The following is a 17,901-nucleotide window of genomic DNA, read 5'->3' on the forward strand; positions in this document are numbered from 1 at the left end:
TCATCGCCTTGGTGAGCCGTTACCCCGCCAACTAGCTAATCAGACGCAAGCCCCTCTCAAACCCATAAATGTTTACCCAAAAAACCAGGTGACTCCTTGGGACCGTGCGGGTTTACCCCAGCTTTCGCCGGGCTATCCCCCAGTTTGAGGCAGGTTGCTTACGCGTTACGCACCCGTTTGCCACTGACCTTGCGGCCCGTTCGACTTGCATGTATTAGGCCTGCCGCTAGCGTTCATCCTGAGCCAGGATCAAACTCTCCATCGTAAATAATTGTGTGAAAGACCAGCTTCCACGATGTTGTTCAACCGGGACGCGAACGTCCCCAGGTTGAGTCCTTGTTGTGCTGTCAGTTTGTCAAAGAACTTGGCGCCAGACCCGTTGGTCGAAGCGTGGTGAGAAGTTGTTTTGTGTGCTTCTCGATGTTTGGGAGTGCAAAGGTACGAGACTTTTTGCGGTTTGTCAAGTGAAATCTGAAAATATTTTTTTGACTTGATTTTCAGGAGTTTGCACTTAACTCACTGACTGCCAGGTGTTTGCTTGGTTAATCAGCGCCATTTCTTTCGATTTGGGACTGCAAAGGTAGGGAGCTTTTTCACCCTTGTCAAGCCCCCATTCTAAAATAATTGGGGCGCTCACCACCTGACAGTAGCTAAGTGATTGACATTTGGGGAGTTACTCGATAAATATTTTTTTACTTTTTTTTCAAACAACTGCAATTACCTTCTTCTCCCTGTAAAGAAAGCCCTTTTAACCGGCCACATCACTCAATAAAACAGGTCCAATGAGTTATATTGCATCTTTCTTTTGTCGCAAATTAAGTTGCGTCAACTTATACAATGAAAATAGTTCATACCGCTGACTGGCATCTGGGAAAACGACTTCAGGATTTCCAGCGACTTCAGGAACAACGCGATGTTTTGGCGGAAATCACACAAATAGCCGATCGAGAACAAGCCGATCTGGTTTTGGTGGCTGGTGATTTGTTCGACACGTTCAATCCAGATCCCAAAGCAGAAGACTTATTATATAGTACACTCAAAGAGTTGACGGCTCATGGGCGCAGGCCAGTTGTAGCTATTGCGGGTAATCATGATAATCCTGACCGGATTGAAGCGCAGGACCACTTTGGCCGGGAATGTGGAATTTTGTTTGCAGGTTTCCCCAAAACGATAATTCGTCCACATGAATTGAGTTGTGACGCCAAACTGCTTCAGTCTGCACCCGGATTTATCGAATTGAAACTTTCTCAATTTGATGCGCCTATACGAATCATTCTGACACCTTACGCCAATGAAACCCGAATGCAGTCGTATTTCGGCATGACCAACCAGGAGGATGCCTTCCGACAGCATTTGGGCGATCATTGGGCAACGTTGGCCGACGCCTATATGGACGATAAGGGTGTCAATCTGCTCATGGCACATTTATTTATGATGAAGCGGGGCGGTCAACAACCTGAAGAATCGGATGATGAGCGTAGCATTTTGCAGGTGGGAGGAGCTTCGCTGACCTATACCGATATGATTCCTCCTCAGGTGCAGTATGCTGCTCTAGGTCATTTACACCGCTATCAGGAATTGGGAGGAGGGCCCTGTCCGGTGGTGTATAGCAGCAGCCCACTGGCGTACAGCTTTGCCGAAGCGGATCAACAGAAATATATAATGCTCGTAGAGGTAGAGCCTGGCAAACCAGCTACTGTAACGCCGATTGCTTTACAAACTGGTAAGCGATTACTGCGTCCACGGTTTAAGCGGGTCGAGGAAGCGGTGGACTGGTTGAATCAGAATCCGAACTGCTATGCTGAAATCACGCTGCAAACTTCCACGTATCTGACTAGTGCCGAGCGTCGTCAGCTTCAACAGGCGCACAGCTCCCTTGTGACGATTATTCCTGATGTCCGGGATGTTGACGAACCGGAACAGGTGACAACCCCTGCCATTGATCTTTCGCAAAGCATTGAATCGCTTTTTGCGGGTTATTTTAAAAGCCGAAACAAAGGGCAGGAACCTAATGACCGCCTGCAACAATTGTTTCGGGAGATTTTAGCTACCGAACCTGAATGATTCCTATAAAACTGTCGATCCAGGGCCTTTATTCGTATCAGGACGTACAGACCATTGATTTTCAACGACTGACCAGTTCCAATGTCTTTGGCATATTTGGCCGGGTGGGTAGCGGCAAAACATCGCTCCTGGAGGCCATCAGCTTTGCTCTATACGGCGAAACCGAACGGCTGAATAGCCGCGACAATCGCCAGTATAATATGATGAACCTGAAGTCGAATCACTTGCTGATCGACTTTGAGTTTCAGGCTGGTCCGGAGCAGCAATTGTATAAGTTTGTTTACGAAGCAAAGCGACATCCGAAAAAACACCACGAGATTAACCCTGGCGAACGACGTCTGTTTATCCGCCAGGATAACGACTGGCAACCGCTGGGCCATGAAAAGGAAGACGTTTCAAATCTGACCAAACAGATTCTGGGTCTCGATTACGACAATTTCAAACGTACAATCATTATCCCGCAGAACCAGTTTCGGGAATTCCTGGAGCTTAGCCCGGTTGAGCGAACGAAAATGATGAACCAGTTATTCAAACTGGATCAGTACGATCTGTCGGGGCGGGTCAGCAAGCTTAATAAAGCCAACGACGATCAGCTCGCCGAATTACGCGGGTTGCTGGCTCCGCTGGAAAGCGTTACCCCTGAAGCAATTACCTTGGCGGAAAATAATATTGCTTCGACATTTGACGCCCTTCGCACCAAAGAAACCGAAATCGACCAGTCAGAATTCGTCGAACGAAAGCTGGTGCTGGCCCAGACCCAGACCCAGACACTGGCGAATCTTCAACGCGAACTGGGGGTTTTACAAACTCAGGAGCCTACCTATCAACGCCTTCGGCAAACCATAGCCCTATATGAAACCTGCCGACTGATGTTCCAGAGCGATCTGGTTACTCTGCGGAAATTACAAGACAAACAAGTGGGGCTGCTACAGGCCGAAAAGAAAACGTCGGAGCAACTCACGGACTTGATCGGCCAGTTGGTGGGCTTCCAGTCGGTATACGAAGCCACAAAAAAAGCCTATGAAGGCCGTGGTCAGCTACAAAAGCAGATTGACGAACTCGACACCGTTCAAACCATACGGACCGTCCAGGAATCGGTTGCGCTGCAAAATCGAAACCGCCAGCACATTGCCAGCCGGATCGAAGCGATTCAGCAAACGATTGACCAGCACAAAACCAATCGAAAAAAGCATCAGGCGCTCACCGAAGGATTATTTGGCCAGACATCGGAACTGGAACGGCTTTACCAGATCGAAAAATGGTTTGCTATTTATAAGCCTCTAAAACAACAGGCCGATGAACTGGAAAAGCAATATACGGACTACGAAGCCACGATCCAGGAGATCAAGCAACGCAAAGATTCGTCGCTACTAGGGTTTCCTAAAGAATGGGCGCAGTTTACTCTCAAAACCTTACCCTTACGGATCGACTCTGAACTGATTATGTTAAAATCGACCCGCAAAGCCCATGAGAAGGCTTATCAGCAGGCCATCGTTCAACAAGAGATAAGCCAGTTTACCGAGTCGTTGGTCGATGGAACTCCCTGCCCACTTTGTGGCTCCGAACACCACCCGATTCGGCATCAGAACCGGACGAAACCCGATTCGGAAGCAATCCGGCAACTCGTGCGGGAACGTGAAAAAGCGCTCAGTACAATTAGTCAGCAGATTGACGATACAACCGCCTTACGGCTGACGATCGAAGGCTTAGAGAAAGAACTGCGTAGTGCTCTGGACAACAGCAAACGATTGATTCAGGAACGGACAACGGTAGTGCAGCGATTGACAGAGCACGATGATCTCTTTATCTGGTCTGATTTCGATAAACACCAGGAAGCTGACCTAACCGATGCCATTCGTCTGCAAAGTGACCAGCAACGACAATTACAGGAAGCGCAAAAAGCTATTCAGGACTTGAACCGGCAAATCGAAACTCTCGACGCAGCCAAATGGGAAGAGGAGAAAAATCTGAGTGCGTTCGATAAAGAAATTGCGGGCCTGAGCGGTCAGTTGAAAACGGCCGTCCAATCGTTGGAGAATTTTCGTCTGGCCGAAGTAGAGCAGTGGGATCTGAGCCAGATTACCGACCTGCGCGATTCACTGGTAAATGCTTACGAACAAACGAAGCGCAATTTTGAACTAGCCGACCGACAAAAGGCCGACGCCGAAAAACGGCAGGCTACCTTAACCGAGCAACAGCAGCAGCTCAACCATCAACTGACAGAATTAGCGACTGATATTCAGGGCGTGGAATCTATTCTGTCTCAAAACCTGGCCAGTCAGAATCTCACCCGCGACATCGTTGAACAAGTGTTACAAAGCAGCGTCGACATTGATCAGGAACGGAGTCGGATTCAAGAATACGACAAAAAATGTGCGGGATTACGAAAACAGATTACCGATCTGGAGGCCGCTCTGGCGGAGTCGCCTTTCGATTCTGCTGCCTTGCAAACGGTTCAGACTCAGCTACAGGCCCTCCGCAAACAGAAAGACAATCTGAACAAGGAAATTGGGCAGCTTACCAATATTCTGACCACCCTGAAACGCCAGTGGACTGAAAAACAGGCGTATCAGAAACGCTATGATCTGCTCGATCTTCGCAAGCAGGATTTAAAGAAGATGGACGAGATGTTTCGGGCGCAGGGATTTGTCAACTACGTTTCGTCGGTATATCTGAAAAATCTTTGTGAATCGGCCAATGATCGGTTTTTCAAACTAACCAACAATCAACTTAAACTGGAACTGGATGAAAAAAACAATTTCCAGGTACGTGATTACCTCAACGGGGGTGAAGTGCGAAGTGTAAAGACCCTCTCGGGTGGCCAAACGTTTCAGGCGGCTCTATCGCTCGCGCTGGCCCTGTCAGACAATATTCAGCACCTGACCAAAGCCAAACAAAACCTGTTCTTCCTGGACGAAGGCTTTGGCACGCTCGATAAAGATTCGCTGCAAACGGTCTTCAAAACGCTGAAATCGCTACGGGCCGAAAACCGGATTGTGGGCATTATCTCACACGTGGAAGAATTACAGCAGGAAGTAGATATGTACATCCGGGCCGAAGCCTCGGAAAATGGCAGCCGGATCATTCGGAGTTGGGAGGAGTAATGTTAAAATCACCCCGCTCCTAATTTCAGGAGCGGGGTGAAGTCACAGAACCTACTTCAATCCCCAATGCTCGACAATCCGTTTGTCTTCCAGGCGAAAAACATCATAGAATACAGTTGGTTTCTGCTGCCAGGTTCCAGACGACTGAACGACGACAAAATCTCCTTCGGCAATGATCCGAAGTACGCTGTCAACCCGCTGCTGATCCGGTTGCTTCTGCAAGTAGGTTAGTAACCCCGAACGACCATTGGCGATTTCGGGCCGATGCTGGATTAAGGTATCAGCAACGAACTCGGGTAGCTTATCCACCTGCCGATGCATAAACACGGATTCCATAAAATCGGCCACTTTGGCTTTGTTAAGGCCCGTTTGCTCCGACGTTTCGGCAGGCAACGATCCATCCATCAACGCATGGCCATTCAGCGAGTTTTCGGGCTGGTCGGCTATAGCGTCCCAATGTTCTACAATTTGTCCGTTGCGAAACCGAAAAAGATCGATAACGGCTTTCTGTTTTCCGGCCCAGCCAAAACTCATGTTCGTAACCACATAATCACCTTCAGCAATCAGGCGCATAAAAGGGGCCGACGTAGTAGGTGGTTTAGGCATCTGTTTCATATAGGCAAGCGCTTCCAGCAAACCCGCCTTCCCTGGTTTTACGGCTGTACTATGCTGGATATAGTCGTCGGCAATGAGTTGTTCGGCAAACGCCAGATCGCCCTCGCCTACTGCCCGACGGTAGAAATCGCGGATTATGGATTTATGGATGGTTTCTTTTTCCATGAGATTTTTGTTTGAAATTGATTGTTGGGCGGTCGTGCAGGAAAACGACAGCCGTAAGGCGAATGCCAGATACAGCATCCCCGTGATGAAATGGCCTGATTTCATCTGCTAGAATAAATTAATATATAAGAGAATACCGATACTTCGTCGTTAAGACAGACGAAGTCGCTGGCTACACGCTGGTGTAGCTTATGCCGATGCAACCTGCCAGCCTGTAGCAGTCGTTGTCGGCGCGAATCGGTAATAGATAAGGTAGTGTTTCAGTGGGGCAAAGTTAATAAATCTTGAACACGCGCCAGAATCGATGTGGTCTATTTACTTTTACTCTACGAATCCTTCAAAACGCTCTGATGAAAACCTTCATTACGCTCATCGTCTTCAGCAGTTTGTTGCTGATCGGTTGTCATTCCTCCAAACCCAGCACAACAACTGTTAACCAATCGAAGTCTGCGCCACCCGTTGACCCATCCAGCCCGGTTACAACCATTGCTTTTGGCTCTTGCAGCGATCAAAAACGGCCTAAACCACTCTGGGACGATATTGTTGCCCAGAAACCCGACCTCTGGATCTGGCTAGGCGATAACATCTATGGCGATTCGGAAAATATGGATACGCTCCGGGCCAAATACGCAATCCAGAAAGCGAATCCGGGCTATCAGCAGTTGCGGCAGTCCTCAACCATCATTGGGGTGTGGGACGACCATGATTATGGGGTAAACGATGGCGGCAAGGAATACCCCATGCGGAAACAAAGCCAGCAGGTGATGCTCGACTTTCTGGATGTTCCGACCGATAGTCCGTTACGCACGCAGGAAGGAGCCTACTCATCACACGTATACGGGCCGAAAGGGCAACGGGTTAAAGTAATTCTGCTGGACGCCCGGTATTTCCGTGACCCACTCAAGAAAGAGAATAAGAAAAATGTACCCGACCCAACGGGCGACATGCTTGGCGAAACCCAGTGGCAATGGCTCGAAAAAGAGCTAACCAACTCCGATGCCGATGTGCATATTATTGGCAGTGGGGTTCAGGTATTGCCCGAAGAGCACGTCTATGAAAAGTGGGCCAATTTTCCGACTGCCCGCAAACGACTGCTCGATTTACTGAGCAAAACCAAACCAAAAGGAGCCTTTTTCATCAGTGGCGACCGTCACATGGCCGAAGTATCGAAAATAAGCGTGCCGGGTCTGCCATACGACGTGTATGATATAACCAGCAGCGGCCTGACACACGTTTCGGCCCCACACGAGGAACCTAACCGCCATCGTGTCGGAAAGATGGTTACGGAACTGAACTATGGTCTGATCACTGTCAATTGGGGCTCAAAACCGTTAACGGCAACCGTTCGGATCAATGGAGATAACCGAGCTACCTATTTGACGCAGGATTTGAAATTTTAAAACAGATAAAGGATTCCAAACGCGTGACGAGGTGTCGATTCCTGAAACCGGCCCCTCGTCTGATGCTTACATCTGATTCATAAAATGCCTTTACGCAGAAAGGGATACGAACGGTCGTATCCCTTTCTGCGTAAATACTCCTTTATCTGACACTACAGTTCATGCGGCTAATGTGACACTTCAACCTGCTTTCCTGCCGGTTCGTACCCATACGCAGAACGTTCGGATGCCAATCGTACTCCTACTAGTGAATCAATTCTCAAACAGTAAACACCATGAAACTACACACGACAATCCTATCAGTAGGTCTGTTGCTGGCTTTAGCCGCCTGCCAATCCAAAACACCGCTACCGTCCGACACGGGGAAGCTACCCGATCCGTCGAACGACTCGATTTACGCTTTCAAAAAAACGAAAATCAGTTGGTCCGATACGGATTACAAGGAAGTAGAGTATGATGCCGCCAACGTACCCATTCGATATACAACTCAGAACCTGTATATCCAGACCACCAATCAGGTACGTAAAGTCGTCTATAACTTCCTGTATGCCAGTACCAATCGGCTGACTCGCCTGGAAGCCTCCAACGGATCGTATGTTACGTATACCTACGATGGCGACAAGGTCAAGCTTACCCAGGAGTTTTCGCCCAATGGCACACTAACAACTACGTACACCTATCAGTATTCGCTCGATAACAAGCTGGCTCGGGTAGACATGGCTCAGGGAGAAGGGCTGAACAAAACCGAAACCGCCCGCACGTTTGCCTACGATACCCGTGGGAATCTGACTCAGGTGGTTGATTTAAGCAAAGATGATTTGACTGGCGGCTATCGGGAAGAGCTGATTACTCGTTTTGCGGGCTATGATTCGAACAGGAACGTGTCGAACTTATGGCAGCTTTACCCCTTTCTGCCCAATGTCACCTTCCAGCAGAATAATCCATCGACAGTTACGCAATTTACCACAGGGCCCGACGGGCAGGAAACGCAGATTCATCAGTCGGTTTATACGTATCAGTATAACGGCCAGAAATACCCGACTGCCCACACCCAAACCGATGCCGGTGGTACACTGACCGCAACATATTCGTATGCTGGCTTATAAACCCGATGTTAAAGCTACTCCATTTAGCCGCTATAGCTGGCTGGCTGCTCAGTTTGTTTAGCTGCCGACCCTCAGATACCGTTTCGCCTGTCGACGGGAAAGACTCGGTCATGATTTATACCACAGGCTCTACACTTGACCCCAAAACCCGGCAGTATGCAGCCGTCTACTGGGAGCAGGGGAAAATTCGTCGGCTCGAATCAGGGTCGGCGCTGGAGACGGGTTGCTACGGACTTCAGAAAGAAGGCCATGACCTCTATATCGCGGGCTATTATGTTGACGATGCAGATGAGCGAATGAAGCCCTGCTATTGGAAAAACGGTCGTAAAATTGATTTACCTATTCCTCCGAAAGCAGACTACGCCAGAGCCGGAGCCCGCGACATCCATTTTTTCCAGGGCATCGGTTATATACTGGGCGATATTGATTTACGGCCTGTTCTCTGGAAACTAAATGCTAACAGCTCACCTCAGCTGCTCCTTTTGAATGGGGGAACAAATGCCATTCGGGGAGAAGAATTAAGCACGGGGAATCTAATGAGCTACCAGGATCAGTTGTACATTGGTGGCATTCAAACGCTACCTCTAAACGGCAGGTCGGTAAGTAGACCCATCTACTGGACAGTGGATAAAAACGATAGTATCCGGGTTAGGGAGGTCGATTCAGCGCCTGTCAAATCGCTGGTATTTGCCATACTTCCTTCCAAACAGGGTGTTTTTTCGGTTGGCGAAGTCAACGACCAGTTCGACCGGTCGGCACCTGTACCCACCATCTGGAAAAACAACAATCGGTTTCAGTTAAGCCAATCGGTCAATCCAGCTAGCCAGCGGCTACATGAACTGGCCATGGATAGCCAGGGGCAATTGTACCTGAACATTCTGGATTATCAACGATTTCTGCCGATAATCTGGCGCATCGGCCCAACCGGCACGGTAACCGAGATGCTACAGCCGCTTCCGGCAAATGCCAGTCAGGCATTTTGTCAAAATCTGGCTATTTGCAACGATACGATGTATTCAAGCGGGACGTACAAACTAAATGGCCTTTATCATGCCTGCATCTGGCACGACAATCAGCGTACCGAACTGGAAACCCTCGACGGTAGCTTTCTTACGTTGTCAAGGATGACTGTCGTTTCACTACCCTGATCGCGACGTACGAACCGGCTAAAACACAAGGGGCAGGAAGCACACAGTGTATGCGCTTCCTGCCCCTCTGTATCTGTATCCCAGCTATTCCTTCGTGATCAGATTCATTACTTCTTCCGAGATACCGGTCATCGAGAAACCGCCGTCATGGAAGAGGTTTTGCATCGTGACCATGCGGGTAAGATCCGAGAAAAGGGTGATCACATAATCGGCGCATTGGTCGGCTGTGGCATTACCCAATGGAGCCGTTTTGTCGGCAAAGTCAAAAAACTTGTCGAAACCCCCGATGCCGCCACCGGCTGTGGTTTGTGTTGGCGACTGCGAAACTGTATTGACCCGAACCTTCCGGTATTTGCCATACCGATAGCCAAAGCTACGGGCGATGGATTCGAGCATGGCTTTGGCATCGGCCATGTCGGTGTAGAACGGGAATGTCCGCTGAGCCGCCATATAGGTGAGTGCCACTACCGAACCCCATTCATTGATGGCGTCGAGCTTGTAGGCCACCTGCATCATTTTATGGAACGAAACAGCCGAAATATCCAGCGTTTGCTTAAGCCACTCATAGTTGAGGTCGGTATAGGCTTTTCCTTTGCGGATGTTGGGGCTCATACCAATGCTATGCAGTACGAAATCGACTTTGCCGCCCAGCACCTCCTGCGATTTGGTAAAAAGATTGGTTAGGTCGTCGACCGATGTAGCATCGGCCGGAATAATTTCGGCCCCTGTCTGCTCGGCCAACAGTTTGATTTCACCCATGCGCATGGCAATCGGTGCGTTGGTCAGGGTAATACTAGCCCCTTCTTCTTTCGCTTTCAGGGCGATTTTCCAGGCGATTGATTGTTCGTTCAAGGCACCCGAAATGATGCCGCGTTTTCCGTTCAGTAATCCGTAAGCCATGTTTGTTAATTATGAATGATGACCGGGTCGCCGGTGCAATGACGAATGATGCGTGTACTGGTTGCTATCGATCAGATCCATTAGCCCATCAGTCGTCAGTCACATATGGCGTCAAAGTTAGGTTATTTTTTTGGGGTAAGGGCTACATTATTGGCAGGTACTGTAACCACAGGCACTTTCAGAACCTCTTTCAAAAAGGTTTCCGTGGCCCCATACACACCCGGTAAGTCGTTGGATGTAAAGTGCGAGGCTATCACATGAGCACCAGCCTCGGGAAAGTCAACTTTCTGTTTTTTATCGGCAGGGGTTCCCAATTCGTCATACATATTCAGCATAGCCGCTACCGACACGGTCTGATCCTGATGATCTTCATCTTTGTAGTAGTACCCCAAAAATACCGGCTGTTTCACCTTCCGAAACTGTTCGGGCGTCATGTAAGTGTCAAGCATCGTCTGGAGGGTAATCAGCCCATTCGTATGGTATTTGGGTAGCCAATAGCGCGACCGTTCACCACTGTAATGGGTATTGACCAGGTACTCACCCCGAAACACCTGATCGAGAATTTGTTTACCCCAGGGGCCAGTCACCAGCTTCAAAGCTGGATTGGCCACCTCAATGCAGGGCGAATACAACACCAGCCCCTCGATTTCGGGGTGATGGGCCGCCAGATACAACGACAGCATCCCTCCTGCCGACGTACCCATGACAATTACTTTTTCGCCCAAAGCCTTCCCAATGGCCAGCGCCCGCTCGGCCGATGCAGCATAGTTGGCGGGAGTGATGTGTTTAAACGCATCAGGAGCGTTGATACCATGTTCGGCCGGACGAGCCAGGTACAGGTTACAGCCAAACCGCTTCGCAATCTGTTTATGAACAGGATCGCCCTCGGCCCAGCTTGCCGAAAAACCGGGCAGGTACACGATGCTATACGGCGTTCGGACTTTATGCAGGCTGTCGGCCCAAATGATCCGGGCTTCGTTATCGGGCCGTACATCCGATTTACGCTCCGAATCGGCTATGTTCTGCTCCAGTTTCACCAGGTCAGGATCGACCGTGAACACCCCCTGCTTAACACCATCAGGATGAGCCGTTGGGCCAGCCCAGTACCCTATTCCAAGGGCAATCAGTACCAGACCAGAAATAGCAAATAGTCGTTTCATACATATTCTTTTATGTCCATTCGGATACGCCAGTCTTTAGGCAGATAATTATTGACCCGATTACCAACGCCTTTTACCCAACCCAGGTTCAGGCCATTGTATCGAGCCAGTAACCAGCCTTTCAGGGGTTCGTCGAGCACCAGATTCTCTTTCTTAAAGTACCTGAGCGCGTTCTCTTTACTCAGTTCAATAGCGGGTAGCTGGCGATTGATCTCGGTGCTCAACGCCAGCGCGTGCGACGGAATAAAGTCCTGCCCTTTAAACTGCCCCATTTCGAGGCCAAACCCTTTGTTTCGGAAGGCGCTATCCAGAAACAGAAACGTTTTTTCCAGCCCTTTCGGTAAAGCCATTACGTCGCCATTGGGCTTTTCCCAGAAGGAGAAACTGGCCGGATTTTCCAGCCATTTCATGGCCGTCGTCGTTTCGCGTGGGCGCAACGCCCGGATACTACGAAAGGTACGGGCGTCCAGTTTGACGGCCGCCGTAAAGGACATTTTCTGAAAAACACTGATAAAAAAGCCTTCGCCCTGCACCCGATGTGGATAACACTGGTAACCAACGGAGTTATCCACATACTTGTCAACAATCTGCCATTCAGGGGGAAAAATCAGTGGTCGATTCCGAAAGCCATTCTCCGTCAGATACCGAACGTTGTCCAGATTCTCGCTGTCGTTGTAGGTACAGGTGCTGTAAATCAAAATACCTCGTTCGTCAAGCAGCGGGATAGCCGCGTCCAGAATCCGTTTTTGCCGGGCTGAGCAAAGCTGTACGTTAGCCTCCGACCATTCCTGAATGGCATCAGGATCTTTCCGAAAAAGCCCTTCACCCGAACAGGGCGCATCAATTACGACCACATCAAAAAAACCAGCCAGATTTCCCATTTCTTCGGGATCGTGATTGCTCACCACCACATTTGCATACCCCCATTTTTCCAGATTTTCGCGTAATACCGATACCCGGCTTCGAATCACCTCATTGCATACGAGCAAGCTATCGGCCGATAGCGCCGACGCCAGTAAAGTACTTTTGCCACCGGGAGCCGCACATAAATCCAGCACCCGGAGCGGTCGGTTCAGATTCACACTTTGCCCTAGGGCCTCGTACAGCAGCATCGATGAGGCTTCCTGCACATAATACGCCCCCGCCTGAAACAGAGGATCGAGCGTAAAGCTGGGGCGTTCCGCTAAATAAAATCCCTGAACCGGGCCCTGATCGTTGCACCACGGAACTGGGTTCAAATTGGTCGTATCATAGACAGGTTTGCGTGGATTCAGGCGGATACTGACAGGAGCGGGTGTCGACAATATCTGCTGAAAATCAGCAAACTCTGGTCCCAGTTGAGCCTGCATCTGATCGCGAAACGCCGAGGGCAAGTCGGCCGGTGACCCGGCAGCCGAGTGGAGGTCATAAGCATTCATTGGACAAAAATACGGAACAGTAGCCCGGTTTTCACTAAACTTGCAACATGGCAGCTTTACAAGATCGCTTTACACATATTAAAACGTTCATCTTCGATGTCGACGGTGTATTGACCGACGGCAGTGTGCATCTGCTGGCATCGGGCGAACGCTTTCGCACCGTTCATATTCGGGATACTTATGCCATTGAACAAGCGCTAAAGGCTGGTTTTCAGGTAGGTATTTTGTCGTCGTCCAATGCCGATGGGGTTCGGAACTGGCTAACGAATATGAAGGTGAAGGACATTTTTATGGGAGGCCCTTCCGATCAGAAAGTGCATGCCTACCTCGGCTACATTGCCCGCGATGGCCTGAACGAATCGGAAATTCTTTATATGGGCGACGACCTCCCCGATTATACCATTTTGAGCCGTCCAGACGTATTAAGCACCTGCCCGGCCGATGCGGTCGATGCCATTCAGGCCATCTGCAAGTATATATCGCCCAAACCAGGCGGAGGGGGTGCCGTTCGGGATGTGATTGAACAGGTCATGCGCGTTCAGGGTAAGTGGCCTTTCTGAGCCTTATCACAGCAAAACACTACTAGTCAACGCATTACAATGAATGATTTAGCAGAACGCGACCGGGCTGTGATCTGGCACCCGTTCACGCAAATGCAAACAGCCCCGGCCCCCATCTCTATTGCAAGGGGGAAGGGCTCTATACTCTACGGAACCGATGGTCGTGAGTATCTGGACATGATTTCATCGTGGTGGGTCAACTTACACGGGCATGCCCATCCACACATAGCGCAACGGGTAGCTGAGCAGCTTCAAACGCTCGAACATGTCATTTTTGCCGATTTCACCCATGAACCGGCGGTTGAACTGGCGGAGCGTTTACTGGCTATCCTACCCCAAAATCAGAAGCGGGTTTTCTATTCGGACAATGGGTCAACAGCCGTTGAAGTGGCCCTGAAAATGGCTTTTCAATATTGGCACAACCTAGGCCTGCTACGCCGAAAGGTAGTGGCGCTGGAAAATGCTTATCATGGAGACACATTTGGAGCTATGGCCGTAGGGGGCCGGAGTGCCTTTACAGCCCCGTTCGCCCCCTTTTTGTTCGATGTCGATTACCTGCCAACTCCCATACCCGGCGAGGAAGCCGACGTATTAAAGCGGGCCGAAGCCTTATTTACGGACGACACGGCGGCTTTCATTGTTGAACCATTGGTGCAGGGAGCAGGAGGTATGGTTATGTATCAGCCCGAAATCCTCGACAAATTAATCAGGCTGGCCCGTCAGTATGGCGCGTTAATTATTGCTGATGAAGTCATGACGGGCTTTGGCCGCACAGGTCGCCTGTTTGCCTCCGATCATTTAACGGAAAAGCCCGACCTGATGTGTTTATCCAAAGGGCTCACGGGCGGCACCATGGCCTTAAGCATAACCACCTGTACCCAGGCCATTTACGAAGCATTTTTATCAACCGACAAGCACAAAACGCTTTTTCATGGCCATTCGTTTACCGCTAACCCATTGGCTTGTGCAGCCTCATTAGCCAGCATGGACTTGCTTTTGTCGGCAGAAACCCAACAGGCCATTCAACGAATCGTCCAAAAGCACAGCGCGTTTGCCAGGCAGCTAGCCGCGTATTCAACTGTTGAAAACATTCGGCAACAAGGCACTTTACTTGCCTTCGACCTAAGAGCCGGTGAGCAAACATCGTACTTCAATAGCATTCGCGACGCAGCGTATACCTTTCTGTTGGAGCAGGGTATCCTGATGCGGCCGTTGGGCAATGTTTTGTACCTGATGCCCCCTTACTGCACGACGAATGAACAATTGGATTATACGTATGCGAAGATCAAAGAACTACTCCATACGCTTTGATCGTACTACTTGACATTTACGTTTAAAACACTCATTTTTGTGGTATAAGCGGGAATAGCTCAGTTGGTAGAGCGGCAGCTTCCCAAGCTGCAGGTCGCGAGTTCGAACCTCGTTTCCCGCTCACCCATAAAACCCATGAGATTCAGCCGGTTAGCAGCAATGTTAATCGGCTTTTTTCATAGCAAGGTATAGGACGGTTTGCACTACGGTTTGCATTTTCGGTTCGTGGCTTGATCCGCTTGACTCTCAACGGCTAATTATATGAAATCCTACTTTCGCATTTATTCGGCACTTTTTCTTCTATTTATACTTACTCAGTGTAAAGAACCGTCCGTTACAGCCCCCAACGACACTACACCAACAAGAGACGACAATATGGCGTTAGGTAATCCCGATGGAGCTAAAGCCTCAGAATCTAGTTCCAACGCTTACCTGATTACCCGCTCTACCTATTCGCTTTCTTACAATAACTCCACAGGTATTGCCAATTGGTGCAGCTGGCATCTAAGCTCAGCTTGGAAAGGATCTGCTTCGCGCTACACAGGTAATTTCATTCCTGACCAGACTTTACCTACCAGCTTCTTTCAGGCGAAGCACAGTGACTACACCAGTACCGGATTCGACCGTGGCCACCTCTGTCCATCGGATGATCGGGATAGTACAGCCGACGAAAATAGGACTACGTTTATTCTGACCAACATTGTACCCCAGGCACCGCAGCTTAACCGGCAGGCATGGTTACGACTAGAAGAGTATTGCCGCAACCTGGTGACTCAGGGAAATGAGCTATACATCATTGCCGGAACATATGGCAAAGGTGGTGAAGGCGATAATGGCAAGGTGAACACTATAGCCAGTGGCAAATTAACCGTTCCTACTGCGCTCTGGAAGGTTATTGTGGTGCTGCCTGTAGGTTCGGATGATTTAGGCAGGATAAACGCACAGACGCGAGTTATTGCGGTTTGGATAGGTAATACGAATACGGTAGGGCAACAATCCTGGGGTAATTACCGGGTTAGTGTCAATGAGGTTGAGAAGCAGACGGGATATGATTTGCTGTCGAATGTAGCGGAGGGTGTGCAGCAAGCAATTGAAACTAAGATTGATCAGCTGTTATTGTAACGTTTGTATAACTATACAGTCGATCCCCGAACAAAGAGAGTGAACAATTTAGTCTAGAACAAACCGGATTGATTAATAGCACCAAACATATCATGAGGAAATTCTTCCTCGTTCATTGTTAGACATGGCACCTCAAAACGATCTGTAATAGGCTTAAATGTTTTGTGATCACATGTGAGGACTACATCAATATTTTTAACGGCCTTTACCGAAGCAATAATTTTCATATCATCTGAAATCCATTGCCTGGCACTCACATGTTGGTCGTCACTAAGCTTAGCAGCAACAAGATTTGCTTTCCATTGCTTTATCTGATCACTACTGAGGTTTTTCTCTAAAGAATTATTTAACAGAAGTGCTATATCTTTTGTAAAATCAATAAACATCACATCAGCCCCATTAAAAATATTTACAATATCCTTAGTAGTGTGTGGCCGTTGCAAATGCTTCAATTCGGCTACTGTGATAGCCGAAACATAAAAGCGCCTAGATCCATTTCCTGAATTTCCTGAGCCAAGTATGGCCATGATTTGATGCACAAACTCAATGCGCTTTTGCACAGGAGGATTTTTACCGAACTTTTCAGGCTTCTGTAAGAAATCAATAATGACTGAGGTATCTAAAAAGATATTCCTCCACTCGCTAATTGGTTTGGTGGGTTTCATGCGAATTAATCACGGAGTTTTCTTACAGCATCTACTGAATCTTCCATATCGATAAAAATACCATCTGGATTAGCCTCACGAAGATCCTCTGCAATCGACAATAATAAAGCTTCTCCCGTTATCTCGAAAGTCTCCAGTTCTGCACTAACTACAGCATCGTTATCATATCGAATGCGTCGATTTATAGTAAAGAGAATCTTATTTTGTTTAAAGTACTTTATTAATTGCCTTTCTTGATAAGCAGTTACTTTAATTGGATAATTCTGAAGCCCAATGTTGATATAGGTAGCTCCATCTATGGTTTGTCCACCAATCAAAGTAATGACCCCATATACTGTTGATCTATCATAATAATATTGAGGAGTTTTGGGGAGGTTAACCTTTTCGACATGCACTCGAAACTCTTTTGTATTATCATAAACATCTAAAGTATACTCATCTCGCATTACACTTTTAAGCGTAGCCACATACTGACGCTCTTGTGTTGTAAGTCCTTGATAATCATTCTGACTTATTTTGCGATGGATTACTTTTAACGTTTCGTGAACCGTAATACTGTTCGTTGATAAATTCAAAGCGTAACAGTTTCCCCTCACATCGCTTAGAACTACTTTTTGATCTTTATTAAGTCCCAGTGCTTGACTCAATGAAGCCAGAATTTTGGCTACCTCATCAATAGGCAATCCATCCTCAGCAGTAAGTGTATGCTGATGATCATCAAAGCGTAAAGTAAGATCATACATCTCCATACCTTTGGGATTTATTGACAAAAATGCAAATAGTGAACCATTTATACTTAAAACGTAAGGGCTACTTAGAAAATATTACATCATTTCTTATTCTTCTCCTTAAAAATGTCCCATAAACAAATTGTTTGGCTCATTGATATGGTCCTAAAAATCCGGACACGAAACTTTTTAACTTCGTGTACCATGAACCAATCCCAACGCCCCAAACGAAAGTATACCGCCGAGTTTAAAGCCGATGTGCTGCGGCTAGTTGCCAATGGTGAACCCATCATGGCCGTGGCCCGTAAAATGGGCATTAGCGATAGCCTAATTCATGCCTGGCGGAAGACTAATGACAAAGGGGAAAAGAAAACCGATCAAAGTCTTCAACAAGAAGTCGATTCACTCCGTAAGCAACTGCGGCAAAGCGAGATG

The 17,901-nt window shown here is 48.4% G+C and carries 15 protein-coding genes, 1 tRNA gene and 1 rRNA gene; 10 read left to right on the forward strand and 7 right to left on the reverse strand.

Annotated elements, in window-relative coordinates; all coding sequences use genetic code 11:
* A 16S ribosomal RNA gene (locus B153_RS0129150) occupies positions 1 to 265 on the reverse strand; the annotation flags it as partial.
* Positions 266 to 837: 572 nt separating this feature from the next.
* Here B153_RS0129150 and B153_RS0129155 point away from each other — a divergent pair.
* Both B153_RS0129155 and B153_RS0129160 read left to right on the forward strand, forming a co-directional pair.
* Positions 838 to 2,064, forward strand: a complete 1,227-nt coding sequence (locus tag B153_RS0129155) for a metallophosphoesterase family protein (protein ID WP_020600290.1) — start codon at positions 838 to 840, stop codon at positions 2,062 to 2,064.
* Complete coding sequence (locus tag B153_RS0129160; protein ID WP_020600291.1) at positions 2,061 to 5,168, forward strand: AAA family ATPase; 3,108 nt, start codon at positions 2,061 to 2,063, stop codon at positions 5,166 to 5,168. Before B153_RS0129155 ends, B153_RS0129160 begins: the two co-directional genes overlap by 4 nt.
* A gap of 51 nt (positions 5,169 to 5,219) precedes the next feature.
* On the opposite strand, the gene B153_RS0129165 is transcribed toward B153_RS0129160, so the two are convergent.
* Positions 5,220 to 6,053, reverse strand: a complete 834-nt coding sequence (locus B153_RS0129165; protein WP_245564968.1) for a nuclear transport factor 2 family protein — start codon at positions 6,051 to 6,053, stop codon at positions 5,220 to 5,222.
* A 245-nt stretch (positions 6,054 to 6,298) separates the two neighbouring features.
* Between B153_RS0129165 and B153_RS0129170 the strand changes: the two genes are divergently transcribed.
* From B153_RS0129170 to B153_RS0129180, 3 genes are all read left to right on the forward strand, one after another.
* The gene (locus B153_RS0129170; protein WP_020600293.1) at positions 6,299 to 7,348 is read left to right on the forward strand and encodes an alkaline phosphatase D family protein; all 1,050 of its coding nucleotides are present in this window, start codon (positions 6,299 to 6,301) and stop codon (positions 7,346 to 7,348) included.
* Positions 7,349 to 7,623: 275 nt separating this feature from the next.
* Positions 7,624 to 8,454, forward strand: a complete 831-nt coding sequence (locus B153_RS0129175) for a hypothetical protein (protein ID WP_020600294.1) — start codon at positions 7,624 to 7,626, stop codon at positions 8,452 to 8,454.
* Positions 8,455 to 8,459: 5 nt separating this feature from the next.
* Positions 8,460 to 9,602, forward strand: coding sequence for a hypothetical protein (locus tag B153_RS0129180; RefSeq protein ID WP_020600295.1), 1,143 nt, complete (start codon positions 8,460 to 8,462; stop codon positions 9,600 to 9,602).
* Positions 9,603 to 9,686: 84 nt separating this feature from the next.
* On the opposite strand, the gene B153_RS0129185 is transcribed toward B153_RS0129180, so the two are convergent.
* The 3 genes from B153_RS0129185 to B153_RS0129195 form a co-directional block, all read right to left on the reverse strand.
* Entirely contained in the window at positions 9,687 to 10,502 is an 816-nt protein-coding gene (locus tag B153_RS0129185) for an enoyl-ACP reductase FabI (protein WP_020600296.1), read from the reverse strand.
* 122 nt (positions 10,503 to 10,624) lie between these two features.
* Complete coding sequence (locus B153_RS0129190) at positions 10,625 to 11,662, reverse strand: alpha/beta hydrolase (protein WP_020600297.1); 1,038 nt, start codon at positions 11,660 to 11,662, stop codon at positions 10,625 to 10,627.
* Positions 11,659 to 13,080: a methyltransferase RsmF C-terminal domain-like protein gene (locus B153_RS0129195; protein ID WP_020600298.1), complete on the reverse strand. Its 1,422-nt coding sequence runs from the start codon at positions 13,078 to 13,080 to the stop codon at positions 11,659 to 11,661. Before B153_RS0129195 ends, B153_RS0129190 begins: the two co-directional genes overlap by 4 nt.
* A 47-nt stretch (positions 13,081 to 13,127) precedes the next feature.
* On the opposite strand from B153_RS0129195, the gene B153_RS0129200 reads away from it, so the two are divergent.
* From B153_RS0129200 to B153_RS0129215, 4 genes are all read left to right on the forward strand, one after another.
* Positions 13,128 to 13,640, forward strand: coding sequence for a KdsC family phosphatase (locus B153_RS0129200; protein ID WP_020600299.1), 513 nt, complete (start codon positions 13,128 to 13,130; stop codon positions 13,638 to 13,640).
* 39 nt (positions 13,641 to 13,679) lie between these two features.
* Positions 13,680 to 14,951 carry an adenosylmethionine--8-amino-7-oxononanoate transaminase gene (bioA, locus tag B153_RS0129205; protein ID WP_020600300.1) on the forward strand — a complete coding sequence of 424 codons (1,272 nt, stop codon included), beginning with the start codon at positions 13,680 to 13,682 and terminating at the stop codon, positions 14,949 to 14,951.
* A 48-nt stretch (positions 14,952 to 14,999) separates the two neighbouring features.
* Positions 15,000 to 15,072: transfer RNA gene (locus tag B153_RS0129210), tRNA-Gly, on the forward strand.
* Between the two features lie 140 nt (positions 15,073 to 15,212).
* Positions 15,213 to 16,073, forward strand: a complete 861-nt coding sequence (locus B153_RS0129215; RefSeq protein ID WP_026262543.1) for a DNA/RNA non-specific endonuclease — start codon at positions 15,213 to 15,215, stop codon at positions 16,071 to 16,073.
* 53 nt (positions 16,074 to 16,126) lie between these two features.
* Here the strand turns inward: B153_RS0129215 and B153_RS0129220 are convergent, their stop codons facing one another.
* Together B153_RS0129220 and B153_RS0129225 are read right to left on the reverse strand one after the other, a co-directional pair.
* The gene (locus tag B153_RS0129220; RefSeq protein ID WP_020600302.1) at positions 16,127 to 16,738 is read right to left on the reverse strand and encodes a type II toxin-antitoxin system VapC family toxin; all 612 of its coding nucleotides are present in this window, start codon (positions 16,736 to 16,738) and stop codon (positions 16,127 to 16,129) included.
* A 5-nt stretch (positions 16,739 to 16,743) separates the two neighbouring features.
* Positions 16,744 to 17,487, reverse strand: coding sequence for a hypothetical protein (locus B153_RS0129225; protein WP_020600303.1), 744 nt, complete (start codon positions 17,485 to 17,487; stop codon positions 16,744 to 16,746).
* 183 nt (positions 17,488 to 17,670) lie between these two features.
* On the opposite strand from B153_RS0129225, the gene B153_RS0129230 reads away from it, so the two are divergent.
* On the forward strand, positions 17,671 to 17,901 hold a 231-nt coding region (locus B153_RS0129230), incomplete at its 3' end, for a transposase (protein ID WP_020599176.1).

It is taken from the genome of Spirosoma panaciterrae DSM 21099, assembly GCF_000374025.1.
Lineage (GTDB): Bacteria > Bacteroidota > Bacteroidia > Cytophagales > Spirosomataceae > Spirosoma > Spirosoma panaciterrae.

Coding starts and splice junctions, on each gene's coding strand:
- B153_RS0129220 (WP_020600302.1), bottom strand. CDS start 16,738: ATGAAACCCACCAAACCAATTAGCGAGTGGAGGAATATCTTTTTAGAT.
- B153_RS0129185 (WP_020600296.1), bottom strand. CDS start 10,502: ATGGCTTACGGATTACTGAACGGAAAACGCGGCATCATTTCGGGTGCC.
- B153_RS0129215 (WP_026262543.1), top strand. CDS start 15,213: ATGAAATCCTACTTTCGCATTTATTCGGCACTTTTTCTTCTATTTATA.
- B153_RS0129195 (WP_020600298.1), bottom strand. CDS start 13,080: ATGAATGCTTATGACCTCCACTCGGCTGCCGGGTCACCGGCCGACTTG.
- B153_RS0129190 (WP_020600297.1), bottom strand. CDS start 11,662: ATGAAACGACTATTTGCTATTTCTGGTCTGGTACTGATTGCCCTTGGA.
- B153_RS0129165 (WP_245564968.1), bottom strand. CDS start 6,053: ATGAAATCAGGCCATTTCATCACGGGGATGCTGTATCTGGCATTCGCC.
- B153_RS0129155 (WP_020600290.1), top strand. CDS start 838: ATGAAAATAGTTCATACCGCTGACTGGCATCTGGGAAAACGACTTCAG.
- bioA (WP_020600300.1), top strand. CDS start 13,680: ATGAATGATTTAGCAGAACGCGACCGGGCTGTGATCTGGCACCCGTTC.
- B153_RS0129175 (WP_020600294.1), top strand. CDS start 7,624: ATGAAACTACACACGACAATCCTATCAGTAGGTCTGTTGCTGGCTTTA.
- B153_RS0129160 (WP_020600291.1), top strand. CDS start 2,061: ATGATTCCTATAAAACTGTCGATCCAGGGCCTTTATTCGTATCAGGAC.
- B153_RS0129200 (WP_020600299.1), top strand. CDS start 13,128: ATGGCAGCTTTACAAGATCGCTTTACACATATTAAAACGTTCATCTTC.
- B153_RS0129225 (WP_020600303.1), bottom strand. CDS start 17,487: ATGGAGATGTATGATCTTACTTTACGCTTTGATGATCATCAGCATACA.
- B153_RS0129180 (WP_020600295.1), top strand. CDS start 8,460: ATGTTAAAGCTACTCCATTTAGCCGCTATAGCTGGCTGGCTGCTCAGT.
- B153_RS0129170 (WP_020600293.1), top strand. CDS start 6,299: ATGAAAACCTTCATTACGCTCATCGTCTTCAGCAGTTTGTTGCTGATC.